The 26312-nt window shown below is 34.1% G+C and carries 22 protein-coding genes; 7 read left to right on the top strand and 15 right to left on the bottom strand.

Translation table 11 applies throughout. The features are described 5' to 3' along the window. Positions 1–7: 7 nt before the first annotated feature. Positions 8–1864, bottom strand: coding sequence for a translational GTPase TypA (typA, locus tag BT999_RS06790; protein ID WP_072697108.1), 1857 nt, complete (start codon positions 1862–1864; stop codon positions 8–10). Positions 1865–2029: 165 nt separating this feature from the next. Then, complete coding sequence (gene yedF / locus BT999_RS06785; RefSeq protein ID WP_072697028.1) at positions 2030–2686, bottom strand: sulfurtransferase-like selenium metabolism protein YedF; 657 nt, start codon at positions 2684–2686, stop codon at positions 2030–2032. Between the two features lie 139 nt (positions 2687–2825). Here yedF and BT999_RS06780 point away from each other — a divergent pair, with 139 nt between their 5' ends. The 4 genes from BT999_RS06780 (at position 2826) to BT999_RS06765 (ending at position 7101) form a co-directional block, all read left to right on the top strand. Continuing rightward, the gene (locus BT999_RS06780; protein ID WP_245790995.1) at positions 2826–4697 is read left to right on the top strand and encodes an ABC transporter ATP-binding protein; all 1872 of its coding nucleotides are present in this window, start codon (positions 2826–2828) and stop codon (positions 4695–4697) included. A gap of 44 nt (positions 4698–4741) precedes the next feature. Further along, a complete protein-coding gene (locus tag BT999_RS06775; RefSeq protein ID WP_178139327.1) occupies positions 4742–5371 on the top strand; it encodes a lysophospholipid acyltransferase family protein in 630 nt (209 codons plus the stop codon). After that, on the top strand, positions 5371–6282 hold the full coding sequence (locus BT999_RS06770) for a lysophospholipid acyltransferase family protein (protein WP_072697026.1): 912 nt from the start codon (positions 5371–5373) through the stop codon (positions 6280–6282). Before BT999_RS06775 ends, BT999_RS06770 begins: the two co-directional genes overlap by 1 nt. A gap of 69 nt (positions 6283–6351) precedes the next feature. After that, positions 6352–7101: a tetratricopeptide repeat protein gene (locus BT999_RS06765; protein ID WP_084650629.1), complete on the top strand. Its 750-nt coding sequence runs from the start codon at positions 6352–6354 to the stop codon at positions 7099–7101. Between the two features lie 352 nt (positions 7102–7453). On the opposite strand, the gene BT999_RS06760 is transcribed toward BT999_RS06765, so the two are convergent. Genes BT999_RS06760 through BT999_RS06740 form a run of 5 tightly spaced genes read right to left on the bottom strand, consistent with a single transcriptional unit; the run spans position 7454 to position 13341 of the window. Further along, positions 7454–8251 carry a lysophospholipid acyltransferase family protein gene (locus tag BT999_RS06760; protein ID WP_072697025.1) on the bottom strand — a complete coding sequence of 266 codons (798 nt, stop codon included), beginning with the start codon at positions 8249–8251 and terminating at the stop codon, positions 7454–7456. Beyond that, the gene (locus tag BT999_RS06755) at positions 8251–9495 is read right to left on the bottom strand and encodes a replication-associated recombination protein A (protein ID WP_072697024.1); all 1245 of its coding nucleotides are present in this window, start codon (positions 9493–9495) and stop codon (positions 8251–8253) included. The genes BT999_RS06760 and BT999_RS06755 overlap by 1 nt, the downstream gene beginning before the upstream one ends. Positions 9496–9520: 25 nt before the next feature. Further along, positions 9521–10294 carry an RsmE family RNA methyltransferase gene (locus tag BT999_RS06750; protein ID WP_072697023.1) on the bottom strand — a complete coding sequence of 258 codons (774 nt, stop codon included), beginning with the start codon at positions 10292–10294 and terminating at the stop codon, positions 9521–9523. A 14-nt stretch (positions 10295–10308) separates the two neighbouring features. Then, on the bottom strand, positions 10309–11394 hold the full coding sequence (gcvT, locus tag BT999_RS06745; protein WP_072697022.1) for a glycine cleavage system aminomethyltransferase GcvT: 1086 nt from the start codon (positions 11392–11394) through the stop codon (positions 10309–10311). A 33-nt stretch (positions 11395–11427) separates the two neighbouring features. Then, complete coding sequence (locus BT999_RS06740) at positions 11428–13341, bottom strand: hypothetical protein (protein ID WP_072697021.1); 1914 nt, start codon at positions 13339–13341, stop codon at positions 11428–11430. A 265-nt stretch (positions 13342–13606) separates the two neighbouring features. On the opposite strand from BT999_RS06740, the gene BT999_RS06735 reads away from it, so the two are divergent. Then, positions 13607–14386, top strand: a complete 780-nt coding sequence (locus tag BT999_RS06735) for an N-acetyltransferase (protein ID WP_072697020.1) — start codon at positions 13607–13609, stop codon at positions 14384–14386. Here BT999_RS06735 and BT999_RS06730 read toward each other — a convergent pair. The 8 genes from BT999_RS06730 to BT999_RS06695 form a co-directional block, all read right to left on the bottom strand. Beyond that, on the bottom strand, positions 14383–16533 hold the full coding sequence (locus BT999_RS06730) for an elongation factor G (RefSeq protein WP_072697019.1): 2151 nt from the start codon (positions 16531–16533) through the stop codon (positions 14383–14385). The two genes, BT999_RS06735 and BT999_RS06730, sit on opposite strands and share 4 nt — an antisense overlap. Before the next feature lie 15 nt (positions 16534–16548). Next, complete coding sequence (locus BT999_RS06725; protein WP_072697018.1) at positions 16549–17382, bottom strand: histidinol dehydrogenase; 834 nt, start codon at positions 17380–17382, stop codon at positions 16549–16551. Positions 17383–17503: 121 nt separating this feature from the next. Further along, positions 17504–17770 (bottom strand): 30S ribosomal protein S20, encoded by a 267-nt coding sequence (rpsT, locus tag BT999_RS06720; RefSeq protein WP_072697017.1) that lies wholly within the window; start codon positions 17768–17770, stop codon positions 17504–17506. Positions 17771–17924: 154 nt separating this feature from the next. Beyond that, positions 17925–19475 carry a S1 RNA-binding domain-containing protein gene (locus tag BT999_RS06715; RefSeq protein WP_072697016.1) on the bottom strand — a complete coding sequence of 517 codons (1551 nt, stop codon included), beginning with the start codon at positions 19473–19475 and terminating at the stop codon, positions 17925–17927. Between the two features lie 110 nt (positions 19476–19585). Beyond that, positions 19586–20818: an ankyrin repeat domain-containing protein gene (locus BT999_RS06710; RefSeq protein WP_072697015.1), complete on the bottom strand. Its 1233-nt coding sequence runs from the start codon at positions 20816–20818 to the stop codon at positions 19586–19588. Then, positions 20815–21810, bottom strand: coding sequence for an acyltransferase family protein (locus BT999_RS06705; RefSeq protein ID WP_072697014.1), 996 nt, complete (start codon positions 21808–21810; stop codon positions 20815–20817). The genes BT999_RS06710 and BT999_RS06705 overlap by 4 nt, the downstream gene beginning before the upstream one ends. Positions 21811–21852: 42 nt before the next feature. Continuing rightward, positions 21853–23103 (bottom strand): M20 family metallo-hydrolase, encoded by a 1251-nt coding sequence (locus BT999_RS06700; RefSeq protein WP_072697013.1) that lies wholly within the window; start codon positions 23101–23103, stop codon positions 21853–21855. Between the two features lie 162 nt (positions 23104–23265). Further along, positions 23266–23547 (bottom strand): PxxKW family cysteine-rich protein, encoded by a 282-nt coding sequence (locus BT999_RS06695; RefSeq protein ID WP_072697012.1) that lies wholly within the window; start codon positions 23545–23547, stop codon positions 23266–23268. Between the two features lie 571 nt (positions 23548–24118). Here BT999_RS06695 and dksA point away from each other — a divergent pair. Both dksA and BT999_RS06685 read left to right on the top strand, forming a co-directional pair. After that, positions 24119–24484: an RNA polymerase-binding protein DksA gene (gene dksA / locus BT999_RS06690; protein WP_072697011.1), complete on the top strand. Its 366-nt coding sequence runs from the start codon at positions 24119–24121 to the stop codon at positions 24482–24484. Between the two features lie 13 nt (positions 24485–24497). Next, positions 24498–26189, top strand: a complete 1692-nt coding sequence (locus tag BT999_RS06685; protein ID WP_072697010.1) for an NFACT RNA binding domain-containing protein — start codon at positions 24498–24500, stop codon at positions 26187–26189. Positions 26190–26312 lie beyond the last annotated feature (123 nt).

The raw sequence follows: 26312 nt of genomic DNA, 5'->3' as shown, positions 1-26312 counted from the left end.
CTAGTGCTTAATCGGCTTTTTTCTTAGCACCATTTAATTGATGTCTTTTTTGTGCAGGTAAAACCGCTTTGCGTAAACGAATAGATTGTGGGGTAACTTCAACCAATTCATCAGAACGTACAAAGTGCATGGCAAGTTCAAGAGTCATTGGTTTAATCGGTGTTAAAACAACATGTTCATCTTTACCTGAGGCACGCATGTTGGTTAGTTTCTTTTCCTTACAAGGGTTTACATCAATATCATTATCACGGTTATGTTCACCTACAATCATGCCTTCATACACAGGTTCACCGGCAGTAACAAACATACGCCCACGTGGTTCTAAGTTAAAGAGGGCATAAGGCACGCCAACGCCTGCACGATCGGAAACGATAGAACCGGTAAACCTTGTTGGAAAGTCTCCGCGATAAGCTTCGTATCCCAATAAAGTAGAGTTCATCAAGCCTGTTCCTCGAGTATCGGTTAAAAACTCATCTCTATAACCAATAAGACCACGAGCAGGAATAGAAAATTCTATGCGTATTCTACCTGAATTATTGTTAACAAGGTTAGTCATACGCCCTTTACGCAAAGAAAGTTTTTCGGTAACGGCACCTAAAAACGCCTCATCACAATCAACTTGCAAGAGTTCTATTGGTTCAAGCACCTGTCCGTTTTCTTCTTTAAAAATAACTTCGGGTTTACCAACACAAAGTTCAAATCCTTCTCTACGCATTTGTTCTATTAAAATAGCAAGTTGTAATTCGCCTCGCCCTTTAACAATAAAACATTCTTTATCTTCTGTTAACGCCATTTCAATAGAAACATTACGTTGGGCTTCTTTTTCCAAACGTTCACGAATTTTATTAGACTGAACAATACTGCCTTCTTTACCTACAAGTGGAGAGCTGTTGATAAAGAAACGCATTGCCACGGTAGGTTCATCAACGTGAATACGTGGTAAAACTTTAGGGGCTTCTTTTGTACAAATAGTATCACCGATATCAACATCTTCTGTTCCGGCAATAACAACAATATCTCCGGGTTCGGCTTCTTCAGTTTCCGCAAGTTGTAAACCTTGATAAACTTGAAGTTTTGTAACACGAATAGGGTGTTCTTGTTGTTTGTCATCAATACGGATTAAATTATCTTTCCCTTTGATTTTTCCGTGGAATATACGTCCGACAGCCAAACGTCCTAAATAATCGGAATAATCAATATCAGCAACGAGTAGTTGAAACGGCTCGTTTGGATCATAAGAAGGACCGGGAATATCTGAAAGAATTAATTCAAATAAAGGAATTAAACTTTGACCTTCAAGGCTATCTTGCAATAAGTCTTCAAGGTTCGAAGAGGCAACTCCAGATCGTCCAATAGCGTAAAGTACAGGGAATTCAAGTTGTGTATCGTTTGCACCAAGATCAATAAAAAGGTCATAAACTTCGTTTAAAACTTCTTCGGGGCGTGCATCTTTACGATCAACTTTATTAACAACAACAATAACCTTTAAACCTGATTCCAAAGCCTTTTTTAGAACAAACCTTGTCTGAGGAAGCGGTCCTTCGGACGAGTCAACCAATAAGATAACACCGTTGACCATAGATAAAGCTCGTTCTACTTCTCCGCCAAAATCTGAGTGGCCCGGTGTATCAATAATATTAATCTTTTTACCACCATAGGTAACAGCACAGTTTTTAGCAGAAATAGTAATTCCGCGTTCACGTTCAAGATCCATGTTGTCCATGACTCTTTCTTCTACTTCTTGGTGGGCTTTAAAAACTCCTCCCTGGCGAAAGAGGGCATCTACCAAAGTTGTTTTACCGTGGTCAACGTGAGCAATAATAGCGATATTGCGAATATTATCATTTTGGATATACTTGGTCATATTTTTATTTTGCACAAAGGCATGTTAAAAGATATATCGTTAACTTATTAAAATATCTTACCACTTAATAAATTTTAACAATTAACGATAAAAATTCATTTCTTTTTCAAAACGGTGTAAGATACAGCATTAAAAGAGCTTTGCCAAGTATTTTTTTTATTTTTTTTATATTTGGATTAACTTGTCAGCAAGCTGAAGAGAGGTTACAACATCTAACATATTGGTAGTTTCACCAACCTGTTTATCTTTTAAAATATTGTAAAATTCAAGACAAGTTCCGCAAACCAAGATTTCAACTCCAAAATCTTCGAGTTTTTTTAAAGCACCAACCGCTTGATGATTTTTACTGCTTAATTTAACAGCAGAGTTTAACATAATAATACGCCAAAGCTCGTCTTTAAGTTCAGGCAAGGTGTTTAAAAAATTAAGCATTAATTTTGAACCAAGAATTTCGTCGCCACTTCCGAAAAATTCTGAACTTAATAGAACAACTGTTTTTTCTCTAATAAAATCAAGATGTTTTTTCTCTGCTTGATTTTCTGTTAAAATATCTGTATTGGCTTGATTAGATTTTGGCTGTTCTTGACCTTTTTTACAAGCTTGAATATACCATGTTGTGTTTTCAATAGTTATCTTAAGGTCATAATTTTGTGTTTTTAAAAAACGAGTTACATTTTCTTTAGAGGCTGCATTGTTGACCAACACAGTAAAACAAAGAATATCTTTATTATTCTGACAAAATTTTTTACACTGTATCACCGGTTCAGGACAGTTGAGATTTTGACAATCTAAAATAGCGGAAGACTCTATATTTTGTGGCATATTTTGCCCCTTTAATTAACTGTTAATGAAGCAACCTTTTTAATCCAAAGAACATATCAAATCAATATATAAAAAAAGCCAATTAATACAATAAATTATTTTAAGGCTTTGAATTTAACAAAAAAAGAGACAATAAATTATGAATATAGACGTAAAAAGTAAAGCACTAAAGCCAACAAGTACAATGGAAAGTATGATTGACCCTGATACTTTTGCCATTTTAAAAAGTCATACGCATAAACTATCGCGTCAAGAAAATATATATTTATTAAAGCGTTGTATTAGTTTTTTTAAGCCGTATAAACTACGTATTTCTATTGCTCTTTTGAGTATGTTGATTGTTTCTTTGTCTTCGGCTGCTACAGCATATTTAATTAAACCAGCTATGGATAAAATTTTCCTTGAAAAAAATGTTACCTATTTGATGCTTGTGCCTATTGCCTATGTTATTGTTGCTATTTCCCAATCTGTTTTTAGAGTTACTCAAACATATTGTATGGAATCATCAGGGTATCTTGTTTTACAAACATTAAGAGAAAAACTTTTCAGCAAGATTATTTGCTTGCCTACCAAGTTTTATGAAAATAACCCGGTGGGTAAGTTAATGGGGTTGGTTTTAAGCGATATTGACATGATAAAATCAAGTTTGCCAACTGTTGTAGATATGGTTCGACAAATATTTACAATGCTGGGTTTAATCTGTGTTGTTTTTTATCAAAACGCTTCTCTTGCAATTTGGGCAGTTATTGTTTTACCGATTTGTTTTTTTCCGTTTTTTTATTTTGGAAGACGTATTCGTAAACTCTCACGCAAAAATCGCTCTCAATCTGAAGATATTGTTATTTTGCTTCAAGAATTATTTAGCGGAATCAGAATTGTAAAAACTTTTTCCACAGAAAAGCCAGAAGTTAAAAATTTTATCGAAAAAAATAAAAAAGTCTTAGATATTGTTTTAAAACAGACTATGTTTAGTTCTATAACTTCTTCAACCATGGAACTAATTGGAGCAATCGGCATAGGTTTTGTTATTTTTTATGGTGGCGGACAAGTTATTTCAGGAGCAGCCACCCCGGGAACATTTTTTTCTTTCGTTGCTGCCTTAATTATGCTTTATGATCCGGTCAAAAAACTATCTAACGCCAATAATAATTTACAAAACGCTTTGGTTGGGGCTGAACGTGTTTTTATGATTTTAGACTCAAAGGTATTAACGCCTGAACAGGGTGGGAATGTTATTTTAAACCCAAATCATTTAACCGGTAGCGAAGGGTTTGAAACCTTAGAATTTAAAGATATTAATCTGCGTTATCAGTCAGGTCAAAATCTTGCTCTAAACAATATAAACTTTACCATTAAAAAAGGTGAAAAGGTTGCACTCGTAGGACCAAGCGGAGCAGGAAAAAGCAGTTTTATCAATTTAATTCCCCGTTTTTACGAAGCTGAATCAGGACAAATTTTATTAAACAATATAAATTTAAAAGACTACGATATTACTTCACTAAGACACAATATTTCTATTGTTTCCCAAGATAATTTTTTGTTTAACGTTTCTATCGCCGACAATATTTGTTATGGCGATAACAATAGAAATTTTGAAAAGTTGGAAATGGCGGCTAAAGCGGCTTTTGCCGACAAATTTATCAAAGAGTTACCCAACGGTTATGATACTTTAGTCGGAGAACGTGGAGTAAAGTTATCAGGCGGACAAAAACAAAGAATAACAATTGCAAGGGCGATTTTTAAAGATGCTCCTTTACTAATTCTTGATGAAGCAACTAGTGCTCTTGATTCGGAATCAGAAAAAATAGTTCAAAAGGCCTTGGAAAATCTCATGAAAAATAGAACGAGCATTGTAATTGCCCACAGGCTTTCAACTATTTTATCATCTGATCGTATTTTTGTAATGGATAGAGGCAAAATTGTTGATATTGGAACACATGAAGAATTATTACAAAAATCAAAGCTTTATATAAAACTTTATAATATGCAGTTTGAAGCTGCCTTGCAATAGATATGAAGTTTTTAAACAAGATATATAAAAAAATAATTAAGTTAATGCCCAATTTTTTAGCAAATGTTATCAGTTTATTTTATAAAATATGGTGTAAAACAATTCGCTTTCAATATCATGGAATAGAGCATGTTGAAAATTTAGTTAAAAACAATCAAACTTTTATCTTAGCCGGTTGGCATAGCGAAATTTTTTCAACCTTGTACGCCAAAGAAATGGTAGAAAATATTAAGCTTGTTGCAATCGTCAGCCCCAGTAAAGACGGTGAAATATTATCTTTGGTGCTAAATAAATTAGGCTTTAGAGTATCAAGTGGCTCAAGCTCAAGAGGCGGATTAAAGGCACTAATTCAAACTTCGAAATTTATTAAAAACGAAGGTTTTTCTGCTTGTATATCGGTTGATGGACCAAGAGGTCCGAGATATGAGGTGAAAGAAGGCGTATTTTTTTTGGCACATAAATTAAATATTCCAATTATTCCGCTAAAAGCCGTAATGACAAAAGGTAAAATCTTTAATTCATGGGATAAATTCGAATTGCCATATCCTTTTACCAAGGTAAATATCTACTTAAATACGCCTTATTATATTCAAGAAACCGAATTAACCTCGGAAATTTTAAAAAAAGAAAGCAATAAACTTAAAGTTATACTTGAAGAGTCTTGTAATAAATAATGAACAAACAAAAAAATATAAAGTTTATAGTTGATACAAGTGTGCGTATCATGAGTTCCTTAAGCCTTAGAAGCTTACATATTTTAGGTAAGATTTTAGGTTTGGCACTTTGGTATTTTCTGCCTAAACGTAAAAAATATGCAATAGATACTATCTCTAAACGCCTACATTTAGACAAAAAAAACGCAAGGCAAATAGCCAAACAAAGTTATATCAATACTGGATATTCATTTTTAGAACTTTTTTATGTCGGACGCTTTGGAATAAAAGAGCTAAATAAAACATTAACCATAGAAAACTCTGAGATATATCAAAAATTAAGAACAATTCAGCGTCCTATAGTCATCGTTACTGCTCATTTAGGTGCTTGGGAGTTATTGGCGGGACTACTCGGAGACTGCAAAGACGACAAAGAAGCTCAAGTTATCGTCAGGCATATGAAAAACCCCATAATAAGTGAAGCGGTTTTTAAATTGCGGGCTGCTAACGGAGCAGAAGTTTTAGACAGTAGACACGTTGCACCAAAGGTCTTAAAAACATTAGCAAAAAATGGCATTTCCGGTTTTTTGGTAGATCACAACACAAAACTAAGAGAAGCTATCTTTTTACCGTTTCTAGAAGAACAAGCCGCTGTTAACTCAGGTCCGGCGATTTTAGCTCTTAGAGCTAGAGCGATTGTCTTTCCGGTGTTTTTAATTCGCAGTTTTGACAAGAAAACTAAAAAGCCTCATTATACTTTACGCTTAGAAGAACCTTTAGACACAAAAACGTTAAACGGATCGCTAAGAGAACAAATTCATTACGTTGCAGAATATTATACTCAAGCAGTTGAAAAATACATAAAACAATATCCAGAACAATGGTTTTGGATGCATAGGCGTTGGAAAACACGGGAAAATCAAAATAAATAATGATAGAATAATTTAATTGTTTATGATAATAAAAAGTTAAGAACAATCTATTTAATAAAGAGGGATTTTATGAAGAGCAATATATTGAAAAAAAGTTTGTTTTACAGCCTGACAATTAGTGTTTTGTCGCTTTCATTGTCATGCTTTGTTCCACAAAATGCGTTTTCTGCTAATACCAAAGCACCGATTCAAAACGAACAAAAAGCTAATACAACAAATCCTGCTGATGTTGAAGTTTTAAAAAAAGCCTCTTTGGCATATCAAGAAAAAAAATATACCGAAGCTATCAACTTGTTAAAGCCTTTAGCAGATAAAGGAAACACCGATGCACAATTTGCACTTGGGTTAATTTATGTAAGAGGCGAGGGCGTTAAAGCCGACCCTAATCTAGTTAAAGAATATTGGACAAAATCTGCCAATGCCGGACACCCTGAAGCTCAATTTAACTTAGGCATGGCATATATAAGAGGCATTTTTGGAAAACGCAGTGCCACTGATGCTGTTAAATGGTGGGAAAAAGCTGCCAACCAAGGGCATGGAGATGCTTATTACGCCTTGGGACAAATATATAAAGTTGGCGACGGAGTAAAAAAAGATGAAAAAAAATCTGCATCTTACAACCAAAAAGGTTTAGAACTTGGACACCCCGGATGTGCTTATGAATTAGGTGTTGCTTATGCAAAAGGGGCGGGCGTTCCGAAAGATATGAATAAAGCAAAAACCTTATTAAAAGAAGCTGCCGATAAAGGGGATCAAGTCGCTCTTGATGTCTTAAAAAACATTGAAAAAAACTCTAATACAAAAAATAAGAAAAAATAAGCTTTGATTTTTATTAAATATAATATGAAAAAGATAGTTATTATATCATATTATCTAGATAAGAAGCCTTGAACGGTTATAAAAACGTAAAACAAAGTTAAAGTTATCAAAATAAGACCATCGCAAAGCTATGTTGCGATGGTCTTATTTTGATTTGAGCTAGTACAAAAGAGTAGTGTCTTGAATAGCCACAACGAATTTGCTCATGGAAAATGCCATATTAGCGGAATTGTTTATTTTGGTATTTTGCAACGCTTCAGTTTACAGTCTTATTTTGCAACAGAACCATTTAAAATGATGTGTTAAATTTAGTTTCAACGGGGTAAGATGCAAAAAACAGATAAAAAACTAACTATATATTCCAACTTTGCAATTTTGCACGAATAAAACTTATTAGCTCTTCTTGTTCTTTTTTTCCATTTCCTTCTTCAATATATAACGCTTTCCCGAAACTAAAATACACAGGTAAGTTGGGGTTAATTACTCCAAAATCTTTTATAAAACTTGATGACATTCCCCAAGCATCAGTGCGAAGGGCTAGGGGAATAACCGGAACACCTGCACGTTTTGCCAATTTAACGCCAATACTATTAAATTGTTTTTCATCAAGAGCTAAACTTCTTTTACTTTGAGGAAAAACAATAACTGAACGCCCTGATTGTAAAGATGCAGTTCCTTCTTCCAAAACTTTTACCAAATCTTCTCTGGGGTTTGTTCTGTCTAAGGCAATAGGGTTGCGTGCCTTTAAAACATTGCCCAAACAAGGTACTTTTAATAAAGATTTTTTAACAACAAAGGTTGTATCTTTAAAGGGTTGAACAATTCCCGGAAGGATAAAGGTTTCGAGGCTGCTCATATGGTTTCCCACAAAAACACAAGGACCTTTGGTTTGTAGAATATTTTCTATTCCATCAATACTAATTTTAACTCCAACTACCTCTAGGTATTTTAATATTTTTTTACTGCTCTTAACCCAATCAGCTGGTGTATATTTTCCACCTCTTGCTTTTATGCCTGCTCTGATAAATTCAAACAAAAGTTCTTTATAAAAACACAGCGAAGGAAACTGCCTTGTTAAACCAACGGCTTGATAGTTTGGGCTAATATAATTGTTTGTAAAGTCTACAATATCGTTACTAGAATTATCCATTATTTTTTCCTGTTTTTTAAATTTGAGCTAAGACGCAACTCTTGTCCTTGATTTTTAGGGGTGTAAAATGAAATATCTTTCACATCATCCGGTAAATATTGTTGATCAACGTAAGCATCTTGGTAATTGTGTGGATATAAATAGCCCTTACCATAACCCATATTTTTCATCAATTTAGTAACAGGATTGCGTAAATGTAAAGGAACAGGTTTAACCCCATTTTCTTTAATATAAGCCGCCACCTTACGATATGCCAGATAAGTAGAGTTACTTTTTGGTGCCAAAGCAAGATACACCACGGTTTCAGCCAAAGGAATAAAACCTTCGGGCATTCCGACAAATTCCACAGCTTGTTGGCAAGAAACAGCCAACGGTAGGGCGTTTGGATCAGCCAAACCCACATCTTCAGATGCCGACAAAATTAAACGACGACAAATAAAACGCGGATCTTCACCGCCTTCAAGCAAACAAGCCAAATAATAAAGAGCAGCATCAGGATCACTGCCTCTTATTGATTTAATTAAAGCAGAGGCAAGATCATAGTGGCTGTCTCCGTCTTTATCATGGCGAACTTGCAATAACTCAGGCAAAAGTTCCTTTAATTTATCGGCTTTAAGCTCATCTTTGGGTAGGGCGACTATATATTCAAGCAGGTTAAGTAGGGTACGGGCATCACCGCCAGAAAAACTCGTTAATGCTTGTAAAATTTCAACTTCAAGTTCAATATTTAATGTCTTGCAAGCGTTTAAAGCAAGTTCCATTAATTCATTGTGTTTTAAAGGAGTAAGGTTAAGAATATGTAGGCGTGATAAAAGCTGTCTGGTTACAGAAAAAGATGGATTTTCTGTTGTTGTGGCAATAAGGGTTATTTCTCCACTTTCTAAAATAGGCAGAAAAAAATCTTGTTGTGCTTTACTAAAACGGTGTAATTCGTCTAAAACCAATACATCAGCACCAGCCAATAGTTTTCGCATTTGAGGCAAACCTGCTTCCGGTGCAGATATTCTGACAAAATGTGAGTTGGAATTTTGCGTTTTATATTGAGCTAAAATTAGAGCTAAGCTAGATTTCCCACAGCCCGGAGGACCATATAACAAAAGACTGGGCAGGCGTTTTAAACGCAACAGGTTTTCCACCTTGGACAAAAGATGTTTCTGACCAACTAAATCCGTTAAGTTTTTAGGTCTCATCTGTTCCGCTAAAGGCTGTTGCGGTGTGGAATTAAAAAGATTTGATTGTTTCATTGATTAAATACGAGAAAGAGCCATTTTATATACTCTTGTTGTCATAAACTGATTTAGCCCACCAAGAAAGCCCTAAACAAAGCAAAGCGGCACTTTCATAACGTAAGATAGTTTTTCCAAGGCTACGTTTTTCAGCACCACCTTCAAGTAATACTTTAACTTCGTTAAGGCTTAAACCGCCTTCGGGACCAATAATAAAAACCGTTGTTTTTTGAGGCGTAAAAATATCCGGTTGTTCCAACATATTAGAATTATTTTCTTCTTCCCAGAGCAGACAAGCTTGGTGGATATTTAGATCAAAAGAATGAGCAAGTCCGGCAGCTCCGGGACAAACATGAGTTGTATCATTATGAATAATTTTCACTTTAGGCAACCACAAGTTTTGGCACTGTTTTGCTCCGGCTATCAACTGATTATTCCAGTGAGATAAAGCATCTTGGGGAATTTTCCCTTGACTGCGTTCTGCTTGCCACAACCAAATTTCAGCAGCATGAAATTCAACCGCTTTTTCCATAATCCAACTGCGTTTTAAGGTTTTGGTAAAAGCAAGAGCCAAAATAGGGCGGTTAGGCATCGCTTGGGAATAACTTTCACTCAACTTATTTAAAACAACTTGTTTTTTATTTAATTTGACAATCTTAAACAAACCACAGCGTCCTTGACCGTCTATCAAACGTAGCTCTTGGTTTATGCCAAGCCTTAACACATGAATAAGATGTTTTGCCTCATCATTTTCCAGGATAAAATCTTTATCCTTAAACTCATTCCACTGTTCGGGGTTTAAATAAAAAGTATGCATAAAATATAATAACGTTATAGCTTTATGCGGGCAGTTCCGCTATAAAAAGGTAGATTTGTAACTTTAGCGTTTAATATGGTTTTAGCCGCCTGAATACTAAACTCTTTATTATCCGCAAACTCTTTTTTAATATATGCCAATGCAATACTTTGACCCAAAGACGGAGCAAAAGATGCACTGGTAACACGCCCGACAACTTTGTCCGTTCCGTTAAGACAAACCACGTCGTCGTGCCTGGCACTGCGTCTTCCTTCTATACTTAAAGCAACGAGTTGTTCGTTGATTTTTATTGCGTTTTCTTTGCCAATATAATTTTCCGGTGAAGTTAGCATAGCCATATATCCGGCTTCGGCAGGGGTATGTTTTTCGTCTAAATCTTGACCATATAAAGGTAAGCCGGCCTCAAGCCTTAAAGTATCTCTTGCACCTAAGCCAATCGGTTTAACAGTAGGGTTTTTTAATAAAAGCTCCCAAAGTTTCAAGACTTTATCAGAGGGAACATAAAGCTCATAGCCTAATTCTCCGGTATAGCCCGTACGACTTATAAGCAAATCAATTCCCGCAAAGTTCAATTCAACAAAACCAAAATAGGGCAGTAACTTAAAGTTTTGGTTTAACGTCATCTCCAGAACATCTAAAGAACGTGGACCTTGCAAGTCTATTTTAGCTGTTTTATCTGAGACATTTTCAATAGTGGTTTCAGCATCAAGGTGTTGCTTTATCCAATTAAAATCATTTTCTATGCGTGCGGCATTAACCACAAGGAAAAAGTCATTTTCACTTTTACGATAAACTATTAAATCGTCTAAAACTCCACCGTTTTCATTTAACAAAAAACCATAACGACAACGCTCATTTTTTAAGGTAGTTAAGTTATGACTTAAAATTTTTGATAAACTTTTAAAGGCATTTTTCCCTTTAACCAAAAACTCTCCCATATGTGAAATATCAAAAATACCGGCTTGTTCTCTTGTGTGCTTGTGTTCGTTAATAATGCCTGTCGGATATTGAATAGGCATATTCCAGCCGGCAAATTCCGCCATTTTAGCACCGTTGGCAGCGTGCCATTCAGAAAGAGGGGTGTTTTTTAAGGTGGACATGAAATGACTCCTTGAATTTATATTATATGGTTGTTATTTTTTGTCTTTATTGCGTTCAGCCTGCATATCGAGTCTTGCTTTTTTAATAGCGACAAGTTCATCTAATAAACCGACCATTATACTGTATTGTTTTTTGATTTGTAAACCATGCTTGGAAAGAGCTTTATCATCTTTTTTGATATAATTTCTTATTAAATAGCTATCATTTAAAATATGTTCGCCTATAATCAATGCACTTGCGATATGCTGTTCAAAAAAAGTAACAAACTCAAATTTTAATTCCTGCAATAGTTTATTGCTTTCTTCAAGCATACGCAAATAGCCAATACGTTCATTTCTAAAGACGCGGTATCTTAAATCTTCAAGTATTTTCACCTTTCTTGCTTGTTGAATAAAGCTAAAACGGGCTTGAACTTCTTGCACTAAAATGCGTACGTCTTCATAATTGACAGCTTTGTTATTATGCAAATTAAACAAATAATTTTCAACTAGTTTTGCAACATTAACAAAATATTCATCACGATAACTGATAAAACGTCGTTGGTGTTTAACAAGCCAAGCATATAAAAATTTTAAACGTTTTTCTTCGCTATCTGTGTTTTCTATAACCTCTTGTCTTTTATAAATAATTCTTCCTCTAAATTCTCCCCTTACTATATCGTTAAGCCTTAAAAACATATTTGTGCTATCTTTTAAAATATTAATGTTTTTAATAACTTGCCCTGTATATGGGTGAATAAGCTCTTGTTCAACAACAGATAACGCCCTGTCTTGCCTAACGTTTTCAGGGCTATATAAGTGTTGGGTATATCTAGATCTTAATAAAACAGCTTTTCTTTTTATATCAACAAAAAATTCTTCTCCGTTTTTTAGTTCAAGCACAGCTTCAGCCTGATCTTTATCCAAGCCAACGAGTGCAACTTTTTCTACCTGAGGATAATTTGCTTCCAATGAGTTAAAGTTATATAAACTTGTGATAACTCTGTCTGTTTGTCCCAAAGCTCTTATCATAAATTTGTCTTGTAGCTTATGTAAACGTCTGGAAAATATGGCGGCAGAGGTTCTGCGTTCTGATGCAAGAGGGTAGCCATATAACTCCATTAAAAATTGCATGACAAAAGAACGATTTTGTTCATATTTTTCATTGTCGCCAATGCTGAACTTACCCATTCTTAAACCAAAACGTTTAACTTCGGTATCTAAATCAGAAGGGAATGAGGCATTTATCCCTGATAATCTAAAATATCCGTTTTGGTCATGTGCCATTACTTGAGCTCTATCCATTTCCAATAGAAACTTTAATATAACGGGATACATCTTTAACGAAGCAAGGTCGTTTCCGAGACAACATTGACGTAAATCTTCATGCAAGGCACGCTGTAGTCGTTGTTGTAAAACGTTTAAATTTTTATTGTTACAGATAGCTTGAGAAATATTTTTTCCCGGATTTTCGCTATATAAAGTATCATATTGAAAAACTTCATCAAAATATGAAAGCTTACGTTGAAACGCAACTAAAGCAAAGCCCGGCAAGGCTTTATGTTCATATGGATCAACGTCAAAAGAAGGCATAAGCTCTCTAGCGTCAACAAGCGGATAATCAGAAAACAGACAATATGGTTTTAATAAACTTTCTTTTATTTGTACTAAGTCCAAATATTTTTTCAAGTCTGAAAGTTCTGTGATCTTATTAACCTCAGGCTTGTTCGATTGTGTATTTTTTTCATTGTTTTTTTGAGGAATTTCACAAGCATTTTCTGAAGCTTGAATCTTTGTGGGGATAGCGATTTTATCAATTATATCTTCATTGTCGCTGTTAACAACATTTTCTTGTGGTTGTTCGCCAAGTTGCAAACAATCCCCAAAGCATCTGTAATCTTGACATTTATCAAAAAAAGATTGCCAACGCTTAACAAAATTAGAACGTTGAGTTGCTGAACCAGACATTAAAACTCCTCAGTATTATTCAGTATTATATAGTTAAGTTATATATTTTATCTAAAACTTTTTTAATATAACTTAAATCTAAAAAAAATAGAAGTGAAATAGAGAGAAAATAATAAAATTTTAGGGGTATTTTACCTTTATAGATGTCCCATAATGTAAATTATGTTAACCAAAATGTAAAGGTAACTAATTATATCCTTTAAGCTTGCCTAATTTACTTGATATAGCTATATTTTTATAACCCACTTTTTAGAAGGTATTTTTTATGGACATCATTAACGTTGATTTAAGTAATATAGAACATGAACACATTTGTTGTTCCATCTCTGAGAAAAAAGGAGAAAACTGTGTTGCCCTAAAAAAAGCATGGCTAAAAGAACGTTTTAAAGATGGTTTAGTTTTTAAAAAATTAAATGCAAGAGGCAAAGTATTTATTGAATACATACCAGCAGAAAACGCATGGTATCCTATTCTTGCTGATAACTTTTTACATATAAATTGTTTTTGGGTATCAGGACAATTTAAAGGACAAGGATATGCAAATAAACTTTTGGAAGCTTGTATATTAAATGCAAAACATCAAAACAAACATGGTTTGACGGTTATTTCTTCTAAAAAGAAAATGCCTTTTTTATCAGACCCGGATTATCTCAAATATAAAGGTTTTAAATTGGCTGATACAGCACAGCCTTATTATGAATTATTATATCTTCCTTTAACTGATAATGAGCATATCCTCAATTTACCAAAATTTAAAGATTGTGCAAAAAACGGAACAATTAAAGAAAGAGAAATGGTTTTATATTATTCAAACCAATGCCCTTTTGCTGAAAAATATGCTTTTATAATTCGAGATATTGCAAACGCAAAAGGCTATCCCCTGCTTTTAAATAAAATAGAAACGAAAAAACAAGCTCAAAATTCACCAATGCCGTTTACAACATATAGTTTTTTTTATGAGGGGAAATTTATTACCAACGAAATTTTTTCAGAAAAAAAGTTTGAAAAGTTTTTGCTTAGTATGCCTGTAAAAAATGATCTCTAAATTCTATGCCCAAATTTATCAAAAATCATGCTCATGCCGGCACGCCCCTGAGAAGCAGATCTTAACTCCGTTGAAAAGCCAAATAAATCTTTCATAAAAGCGTAAGCTGTAATATTTTTACGCATATTACATTCTTCATCGTCAATAACGTCTAGTTTTATATTATGTATCGCTAACAAGGTAACAACATTACCAACAAAACTTGTTGGAACGCTAATATTAAGCTTCATAATCGGCTCAATCAGTTCTGTCTTGATATGGGAAAACAATTCTCTAACAGCCAAATGACTCGCCATCAAAACAGCCTCGCTACTTATATTATCTTCATTAAAAATCAAATAATTAACGTCGATTTCTACACCCTCCATGGGGTAACCTAAAGGGCCACATTTTAAAGCTGTAATTATCCCTTCTTTAATAATTCCGATAAGTTTTAACTGTTCATTGGCTGTCTGTGATGTCGCTTTTGTTAAACTTGGAACACTTAAATTATTTAAGTCGTCTAACCGATTGTTTATATTAAGTTCAACTAAAGTTGCATCATTAATTTTGTAAAATTCTGTTTTATCAAAGTTAATTTTATTTTCCACTCTTGTCTGACAAGGTTTAATTGTTAAACTGAGAGTTGCAAAGTGTCTTTTTTCATCAAAAAGATGATTAAAACACCCTATTTTTTCAATTGATTCTGAATTTTTTACAAGAGTTTCTTTATAAATAACTTGTGGTTTATTGATTCTTAGTTTTATGTGTTTTTCTCTTTGAATTTTTTCCAATACAACTTCCAGATGCAATTCTCCCATTCCTGAAATTATTCTTTGTCCTCCATGTGTAAAGCTTTCTTGATCTAATTTTAAGGTGGGGTCTTCATCAGCAACTTGCAACAAGGCTTCATCAAGTTTAGCCAGATCTTCTTCGTTTTCTGTTTCTACGGCTAAACTTAAAACCGGTTGATAACTTAATATAGGTTCGAGTAAAACAATATTTTCTTTTAAACATAAACTATCTCCGGTGTGGGTATTATTTAACCCACTAACTGCAATAATATCACCGGAAAATGCTTGTTCTATTTCTTCAAATTCATCAGCTAAAATACGATATATTTTATTGATTCTTTCTTCTTGTTGAGTATTGGCATTATAACAAATTTGTTGGTTTGTTAACACTCCTGTATAAATTCTTAAAAAAACTAATTTTTCTTTTTTATATCTAAAACTTTTAAAAGCCAACGCTGTGAAATATTCTGTTTTGTTTGCCAAAAGATAAACAGCATTTCCGTTCTCATCTATGGCTTGCATAATTTGCTCTTTCGGAGAAGGTAAAAATAAGACAATAGCATCAAGTAAAGATTGTATCCCTTTATTATATAAGGCCGAAGTTGCAAAAACCGGGACTATTTTCCCTTCTAAAGTAAGTTTTCTAATAACTTCCAATAAATAACTTTGATCAATTTCTTCACCTAAAAGGTAATTGCCAAGAATTTTATCATCATATTCAGATAAAACTTCTATAAAACGTTCACGCCAAAAAGCTATTCTATTAAATTCATCAGAGGTTAAAGTTCTTGTTTTGACTATTTTTCCATAAGAATCTTCATCGTAATCAAAGACTTGAAGTTTTATAAGATCAATAATTGTTTCAAAATCTTCGCCTTCTCCCAAGGGAACGGTTACAGGCAAGGGGTTGATATTAAGCTTATGCTTCATGCTTTCAAGTACGCCTAAAAAATCAGAACCTATTCTATCAATTTTATTTATTGTTGCCAATTTCGGTAAATTAAACTTTTCAGATTGTCGCCAGACTGTTTCTGTTTGCGGTTCTACTCCGGCAACAGCACAAAACACGCCGACAACACCGTCTAAAACCCTTAATGAACGCTCTACTTCTATCGTAAAATCAACATGCCCGGGTGTATCAATCAAGTTAATTTGATGTTCACACCAATAACAAGTATTGGCGGCGGCGTTTATTGTAATTCCGTGTTCTTGTTCTTCGGGAATAAAGTCCATAGTTGCCGCACCTTCATGCACCTCACCTATTCGAGAAATTGACTCTGTATAATACAAGATTCTCTCGGAAGTCGTGGTTTTTCCTGCGTCTATATGTGCAATAATACCAATATTGCGTATTTTTTTTATTTTATCCTGCATATAAAACACGACCCTCTAGTTTGTTGAATTCAACTTCATAATACGAGTTTGGAAATATTCCGGTTGCAAGTTTGTCCAAAACCAAATACCCTCTTGTCCTGTTTTTAAGACAAGTTGATCTATTTGTATTGATTCAATATGGTTAACTTTGCCTTTTAGTTCTATATCAGGTTGCATTAATTTAAAAGCTTCCAGATTAAAACCTGTTTCTGATGTCGCATAATGAACTATAGCATTTAGTTTTTTCATACCATAAGTCCAAACGGGAATACCTTGTTTACTTGACTCTATAATTAAATCATCAAGTTTTAACCTGTCTCCGACAAATAATATACTTCCATGTTTTCCGTGTTCATTTATACAAGCTCTAAAAAAATTCATTACTTGCATACTAGGCATAACAAAAAAAGGAGCTTGAGTTTCATCAGAAGAACTTGTCAGTCCAACCAGTTCGGTCGCCAATAATAGATGGTTAACAGTTTCGGAAAACGACTTTGATTCCGGATTGTTTTTCTCAGAATTATATAGAATATAAATATTTTTAACTCCGGCTAAAATCGCAGGCAGAAGCGTCGCCAAAAAACGCACGCTTGAGGGAAATTCGTCTTGTACACAAAAAATAGCCCAATCTATTGCTTCCAACTCGGTTTCAACAACAAACCCCTGGCGAAAATGTTTTGTTTCTGTTTGAAACGGTATTTTTTCACCCCAAAAAGTATATTGGCGAGCGATACAAGTTTTTAACCAAGCTCTGATTTTAGGGTCTGTATTATTATAAGCCGAGGCAAAAGCATCGTCAGATAACTGAAATTGAGAAAAGTTTGATAATAGGCTATTTTTTTTATGCATAATTATATTTTATAAAAAAATTAAAAAGGAAAGGATAAATTAATATTCTTTCAAAGTATCGCAAAACAAAAAGACTTGCAACCTAAGCTACAAGTCTTTTTAAAATATGTTGAAATTAAAACTAGTCGTTTAAAGCCATAACAGCTTTATTTAAACGAGAAACTTTGCGTGCAACATTTTTCCAATGTAAAATCTTTTTGCTACCGGCTTTATCTAAAACAGATCTTGCAGTATTGAGTGCAACAAGAGCTTCTTCTTTATTCATGCCTTGAATAGCTTGACGAACGTCTTTAACAACGTTTTTTACTCTGGTTTTAACTGCACGATTTTTACTTGCCTTTTTAAGACTTTGCTTATGACGCTTAATGGCGGACTTATGGTTAGCCAAGGTATTATCCTCCAACGAGATTGTAAAAGCAGAACTAAAGCTCTCGCTTCTTTAAATTAAAATTTGTATAACGATAAATGTATTGATTAAATTAAAATACAATTTATGCTTCTAACGCTCATATTAATTATTGTCAAGATAAAAAGAAAGTTTTTTATTTCTTTTTATTAAGAGCCACTTGAAAAGCCAAGCCTAAACTTCCGCCAAAGCTGTCTTTAGTTTGGGCATGTTCTTTCCAACTGTTATCTTTTTTGTCCTCACGTTTGAAATCTCTTCCACCACGAGGTTTTGTGTTTCTATCATTATTGTGTTTTGTTTTTTGCGGTTTATCGCTATCAGCGTTATCAAAAGCCACAGGTACGCCTGTTAAGTTTTCTTCAGGAACGCTAAGACTAATTCTACGTCCTGCCTGATCAACATTTTTTATCACAACTTCGATAGAATCACCGCTTGATAATTTGTCGTAAACACCTTTTTTTGCAAGGCTGAGTACAGAGTTTGGCAATAAGCCGACAACACCGGGCATAAGCTTAATAAAAAGACCAAACTTTTCTCTTTTTTCAACAGTCGCCTGAACAAGAGAATCAACGCTAAAATTGGTTTCTACGTCTGCCCAAGGGTCTCCGCCGGCTTCTTTTATGCTAAGACTTACACGTTTTTTATCTAAGTCAAATTCTTTAATCTTTACAGATACAATATCGCCAACGTTAAGCATATCTTCTGCTTTTACGATTCTGCGTTCATAAGAAAATTCAGATAAATGTACCAAACCTTCTATTCCCGGCAAAATTTCAACAAAAGCTCCAAAAGAAGTTAAACGACGAACTTTGCCGCTTAAAATTTGTCCAAGCTCCAAACGCCCTTCTACTGTTTTCCAAGGATCTTCGGTTATTTGTCTTATAGATAAAGAAATCTTTACAGACTTTTCTTCAGTTTTTACAGACAAAAGTTTGACTCTTATTTTATCGTTTAGGCTTAATACTTCGTCTGCCTGAGTTACTTTTGACCAAGAAAGTTCTGAAATATGAACAAGACCTTCAACGCCCGGGCTAAGTTCTATAAATGCACCAAAAGGCATAAGGCGTACAACTTCACCTTCAAGCACATCTCCAACATTAACTTTAGAAAGAAATAGTTCACGATTAGCCGCATTTTCTCTTTCTAAAAGAATACGTCTTGATACGGTAATGTTTCTTCCGCCTTGTTCTACTTTAGTAACAATAAAGTTAAATACTTGCCCTATCATGCTGTCAGGGTTTTCAATAACTTTAACGTCCATCTGGCTAAAAGGACAAAAAGTACGTCTCTTCATTAATTCAACGGAATACCCACCTTTAACGGCGGCCATAACCTTTCCTTCAACAGGGAGTCCGGCTTCTTGTGCATCTTTTAATACACTAACGCCACCACTACCGGCTAAAGCTTTTGAGAGTCTTACCTCATGAGCATTTGCTACTGTTACATAAAGTTCCAGCTCATCGCCAACAGAACAAGAAGGATTGCCTCCGGCATCTTCAAACTCTTTACGCTCTACAATTCCATCAACCTTATCGCCTGTGCTAACAAAGATTGTGTCTACAGTAATCGCCACAACGGTACACTTAACACGCATACCTTGACGAAGATTTTCAGTGGCTTTACTATGTGCGTCCAATAAATCAGCAAAGCTTTCAGTTTCTACAATTCCGGTTTCTTCCCCGCTCATGGGTAACTCCTTAAAAAGCAATATAACAAATTCGTTCTATGAGATAACAAGCAAATATAAATTTTGCAAGCACTTTATGAACTATTGACACTTAAAATGATATTATATCGTTAGCTAATTGTATTAAACTTCATCCCATTTTTTTTTAAAAAGGCAATCATTTCTTTTTGTTTTAATTTCTGTAAGGCAATCATTTCTTTTTGTTTTGGTGTCTTTAAGGCAATTACCTCTTTTTGTTTTGGTGTCCATTCTCCTATATCGTAAGTTGTAGTCGAATTTAACTTTGCCCCTCGTTTTATTAAAATTTTTGTAGCCTCTACACTGCCAACATAAATAGCTGCTTTTAAAGCATTTTGTCCTGCTTCTCCTGTTGCTTCCACTTTAGAAGCAAGCATTAAAAATAATTCATGGTCAGGTTCTTGTTGATATTTAGGTACAGCCTTGTTGAGGAGTGTTTCATTTTTATTAGTAAGATAAGTTGTATTCACACCATATTTTATCATTTCTTTGGCTATATTATAGTTTCCTCGTTCTAAAGCGAAACCAATTGCTCGTTCACCGTTTTTAAGTGTTATCTCCGAGTCTGCACCAAGTTGTAACAACAAAAATACTAATTGTTCATTGCTGTTACCATGATTGTTACCACGACCACAAACGTTCATTAAAGGGGTTTTTGAATCGTATTCCTCTTGATAGTTTAGCTCTTTTGTGCCTAAATTTTTTGTCTGTGTTAATAAAACACGCATAAATTCTAGATCATCAGGCTCATCATAGCTATACCCCCTTGCTCTCTGTTGTAATACTTTTCCTATTTCGGGAATATTGGGAGAATAACTTAATAAATAAGATAAAATTTCTGGATTGTACCCGCGATTGTGTCCGCGTTCAGCATAATCTTTTGATCGACCAATGGGGTTACAGCCAGCTTGTACTAATTTTTTAATAACTTCAACATGAGGCGAATGTTTTAAGGCTATAGTTAGTGGGTCTTGAGCATCACTTTCTAGTTGATATATTGGTAGCAATATCCCTACAAGTGCACTACCACCCCATTCACTTTTACTCCCCACACTAAAACTTCTTTTATTTTTATTTTTTAAAGAAGCTCCATATATATTTATTATTTTTTCAACATCATTTGGAGTGGCTACTTCATAAAACTTACTACTTACTAAGGCTTCTAAAGGATATTTTTCGGCAATGCTTAAAACCTTTTCACGAGAAGCATCATCAGGAAAATGATAATTACTTTCAAAAGCTGATAATGCCCCAGCTTGTGCAAGCCCACAACCAGAAAGTAAACATACAGCTAAAAATAGCAAAAACAAATTAATATTTTTCATATTAAGGTATATTTCTTTTTCAAATAAGCCACCAACAAACCACCATATAAGCAAATAAAAGGCAATAATAACGCCGTAAAAAATCCATGACGCATACTTACGCCAAAAGTACTGAAAATAAAAAGTTGAGTGATAAAAATATCATACGAATTTTTACCAAATTTAGAAATAATATGGTGTAATGAATCAGAGACCTTATTTTTATTTTTTACAAGCCAAGCTACTAATAAATAAGTATAAAAATAAGAAGGATAATGTTGTGGGTTCCACTCGTTTGGAATAAATGAAAGCGAAATTCCAAAATATAGCGTCAAAATAATATAAACAATACTGATTCCTGATAAAACTCGTAATTTAAACGCCGAAAACAAACTTTGATTATTGTAAAAAGTCGCACCCAAAGCCGCAACAAACAAATAACGCCCATAAAAAAAGCGATAAAACATGTTGTCTGCATTAGGGTCAGCCGCACAAGCCGATACGAATAACCATTCCAATAAAAATGAAATAAACAGACAGGCTAAAAGAAATTTATTGTCATTGCCAAGTTTATCACGCAACATTAAAATAAAGGGAAAAATTAACATATGTTGAACGATTAAACTTACGAAATAACCACCCGGACCGACTGATCCGGATAAAATACTAGTAACAAAATGAAAAGGATTCATAAAATCAAAAACATATAATTGATATAATAATACAGCAATAATATAAGGTAAATAAAGACCCCATATCTTTGACGGTAAGTCTTTATAATAAGCTGAGATATTCTTTTTTCTTCTTTCCCAAGTAATACAACCTGTTATTCCGGCAACAAAAATAAAAACCGGAACTGCTTGCCAGATATGAAACACGGCAAAAATAGGTTTTAACCACCCAGACGGTAAAGTATGAAGCAACACAACGCTAATAATTGCCAAACCTTTTACAAAATCAAGATAGTCAATTCTATTCTTAACCGCAGTATTGTTAACAGCCCCAACAGACATACATACTCCTCAAAAAATTATAAAGTTCCTAGGTTGAAAAAACTAAAACAATAATTCGACTATAACTTTAGCATCTCCAATATTACAGGAAATACGGCTTTTTTCGTTTGGAACATGCGGATTAGGAATAAGTTTAGACCAGACCAAGGCCGAAAAACCTTTGGCTCTTAATAAACCGGCAACAGTTCCGCCGCCTATTCCAACAGCTCTGGAATCAACGTTATAAAAGTTTTTAATGGCTTTTTTGAGTTTAAGAAAAAATTCAGAGTTATTTGATTCTGATGGAGTTTGAGGTGAAAGTTGAACTATTTCAATGTTCACTGATGCACCATATTTACCGGCAGTTTTTTCCAATAAATCCTTCATTTCTGATAACACATCTTCAACTGCGGTTTCAGGAATAATTCTACAATCAATATAAAAAACGTCTTTACCCGGAATAGTATTAATATTCTCTACGTTCAGTTCTTTTTTGGTGGGTGAAAAAGTGCTTATTGTAGGATTAAACAAGGAATTTTCCTTCGAAAAACGCTTGTGCATATTATCAACGCTTAAGATACAAGCAGCCGCAGCTTTTAATGAGTTTATCCCGCAATCTGGTGTAGAGGCGTGGCATTGTCGCCCTAAAACAGTTACTTTGAGCCAAAGTTGTGTTTTTTCGGCGATTTCAATATCTGAACCTTCATTATTCCCATAATCGGGAATTAAAAATATATCTTCTTTGTCAAAAAGTTCAGCATGTTGTTCAAGTAAAAACTGTATTCCATGTTTATTACCTGTTTCTTCATCAGCAACAAAAAGTAACCCTAAATTATATTTAGGAGTTTGTGTTACATTATTATTTTGTTGAGAATACAACAAGGCTTCTGTTGCCAATAAAGCACTAGTTATCGCTTGCTGGTTGTCTTCAACCCCTCTTCCAATAATATAATCGCCATCAACCTTAAGTTTAAAAGGATCAGAACTCCAAAGACTTAATTCTCCGGCCGGAACAACGTCCATGTGTCCTGCGACCCAAAGAGTTTTTACTTTTTCAGTAGTATCTCGAACAAGATTCACCTTGGCGACAATATTGGGACGCTTACCACTCGGCACTCGAGGATCAAGAGAATCATAAACAGTAATATCATTCACACCGAGTTTTTTTAAGGTATCTACTAAAAACTTAGCTTTTTCCTGTTCTCCGACTCCGTTGTTTTCCGGACCTATCGCAATTTTTTCAGTTAAAGCACTCTGAATTTCAATAACTCGCTCTCTGGTTGTATCCAAATATTTCAGAATATTGTTTAGCATTGTGTTATATTTACTGTTTTAAAAATGGTTATATTATAAAGAGAAAAGAAGATACACTATATTTTTTCAATTCGCAAGCAGAATTCAACAATTGCGAAAACACAAAAAACCTGCTTTATCAACAGGTTCTTTGTGTCTATAAACTTTAAAAAAGTATAAAGATTACTTACGTTTTGACGCAGTACTACGCTTAGAAGCTTTAAGCGGGTTAACTTTAGCACCGGCAGCTTGAGCTTCTTTAACGTGAGTCGCAAAGTTACAACGCCCTAAAGACCATTTACGCTCAGGCTGAGGATAAGAAGCACAAAAACTTTGCCCTTCAAATTCACGCACACGATCACAACCTTCACATTTTTCAACTACAGTGTGGCAAAGAAAACCGTTAACTTCTACGCCTTTATCGGTTTTCTTGGCACCGGCAAGTGTTTTAGATTCTGCACTCATTACTTATTAACTCCTCTGCACCAAGAGATGCATGTTTTTTACAAAAAATATTTTAACCATCATTAATTTGAAACAATCATTGATTACTTAAGACAGATAAAAAGTCAAGAGAATTTTTTTATTATGTTAAGACTCTTGCAAAATTCAGTTTTGCGTTCTTTTGTCATCATTTTACGCTTTGTTTACACATCGATAAAATATATTAAAACACAAAACCACTTATTTTACACAAAAAATAAATTTTCTCTATCCTTAATTTTTGGTGTGTTTTCCAGTCGGAAGCCACTATGAACCTATTATATAATAATCTCTCATATTGTTATTTTAATACAAGGAAATAAAATATGCAACAAACAAAAAAACAATATCAATAAAACTATATGATTTTTATAACTTTTTTAGTTTAATCTTAATTTATAAAAAAACTTGATTAAATAATAATAAATTTGTTATACACACCAACTATACATTTAACGGCTGAGTCGATTCTTGAATATAAGAATATTAACATTTTGGTATCATTCTAAACATCTTTAAAACTGCTAATATTTTAAAGATACTGGAGCTTAAAATGGATCATAAAGACCTTGAATATTTTCGCAATCTGTTAACCGGAATGATTGAAGAAGCTCAAAATAAAGGCGACAGCACTATAGAAGAGATGACTGACAACGCTGAAGTATTTGCCGACCCGGCGGATAGAGCAACCATGGAATCTGATCGTGCTTTTACTCTTAGAATTCGTGATCGTGAACGCAGATTAATAAAAAAAATTAAAGAAGCCATACAGCGTCTTGATGATGGTTCTTTTGGAGTCTGTGAAGACTGCGGAGAAGAGGTTGGAATTCCAAGACTTAAAGCCCGCCCCGTAACAAAGCTTTGTATAAACTGTAAAAGCAAGCAAGAAGAAAGCGAAAACCAACAAAACGACCTTTAACATTATCTTAAAAATGGACGCTCACTTTTTTAGAAAACTGGCAGACGAATTAAAAGAACTGCTTAACGGTGCCAGAATTGAAAAAATATATGCCCCCGCTCTTAATACTTTAAGCTTTCAACTTTTTTTACCATACGAATTTAAAGACCAAAGAAAATGGAAGCTTTATTTTCGATTTGAACGCAAAGAACCACTACTTTTTCTCTCCTCAATTGCCCTACCCAATCCTCCTGTTCCTCCTGCTTTTGTCATGCGTTTAAGAAAATATGTCCAAGATCGCAAGCTTGGCGAAGCAAAAATAAACTGGGTAAAACGCCAAATGGCTTTTCCGTTTACAGCTTCACAAGATATATTAAGCCAAGAAAAAAATCCACCTTGTTGGCTTTTGTTTGATCTAAAAAACGGCGTTAAACTTTTAAAAGAACTTGACGAAGAATTTTTTACACCGCCTCTTTTCCCCGATACTGCGATATTAGAACAGCTATTAAAAAATTCTATAGACAAAACAGCAAGTTCTCAACAAAATGAATTAGTTTCCAATATTGCAAGTTGGGAGCGTTATCCTGTTTTGACGCCTGCTTTGCGTAATACAATGTCTTATATGGATATTTTAGATGCAAAAGCCTTATTGATAGACCTAGAAGACACAAATGGTGATATTTTTGTTTATAGAAATAAAAATATCACCCTTGCCAATAATCCCGAAAATCTAGCACAACCCAAAAACATCGCTGTTTTATCTGCATGGGCTTTAGAAAAGGAAGAAAGCAAAAATTTTGAACAAATTTCATTTGAAACGTGTAAATATCCTTGTTTAAATGCCGTACAAGATTTTTCCGAACAAAGACTCTTGGAAAATATTGGGGCTAAACTGGGAAATGAACAAGCAAAACCGATTAAAACCGCACAAAAAAAGTTTAAAAAGCTGATGCAAAAATTAGACTTTGAGGAAGAGCGACTTTTAAATATGTTTGCTGAAAAAGAAAAAGCTCTTTTAATAAAAGCCGAACTTTATCGTTTCAATAAAGAAGAAAAATTGCCCCAAATAACTGTACAATCTTTGGATAATCAAAAAAATATTATTGTTGAACTCAATCCTAAACTTACTCTTTTAGAAAATATGGAAGCCTTTTTCAAACAAGCTGATCGAGGTGAAAGAGGTTTACGTTATCTTATTCAAAGAAAAGAATTGGTCAAAAAAGAGTTTGAACAGTCTTTAAAAGAACTCGAAAACGTCAGCAGTCAAACAAAATATGTACAAGAAACACCTGAAGAATCAAATGATTCACTGCAAAATTCACAACCCAAAACCACAGAAAATAAACTATATTCTACGTTCATCAGCTCAGACGGCTATGTCCTGCTTTTAGGGAAAAGTGCAAAAGGCAATCACGAATTAATGCGTATCGCTTTAGCCCACGATTATTGGCTTCATAGTGAAATAGGACAAAGTGCTCACCTTATCTTAAGACGTAAACATGGGGGCGATATTGTGCCTCAGAAAAGTTTGGAAGAAGCCGGGGTTTTAGTTGGTCTAAAAAGTTGGCAAAACACAGATTCTAAAGCAAATATAATTTGTGCATTGGCAAAAGATATTAAACCAATGAAAAAAGCTACTCCAGGAACAGCCAGAATAAACAAAGTTTTTAAAAGTTTTAGCGTAACCTTAGATAACAGCCTACCGCAACGCTTAAAACAATTATAACTTTCTTTACGCAAAAAAACACGCCTTAAAATAAGGTATCGTCTTTGTCTATTCTCTCAAAAGAACCTAATATATTTGTATTAAAAGGAATAGTTTGAGTTGATTGAGGCGTAAATATTTCTA

The organism is Desulfovibrio litoralis DSM 11393, assembly GCF_900143255.1.
Lineage (GTDB): Bacteria > Desulfobacterota > Desulfovibrionia > Desulfovibrionales > Desulfovibrionaceae > Frigididesulfovibrio_A > Frigididesulfovibrio_A litoralis.
This window is presented reverse-complemented; position numbering and strand designations above follow the sequence as displayed.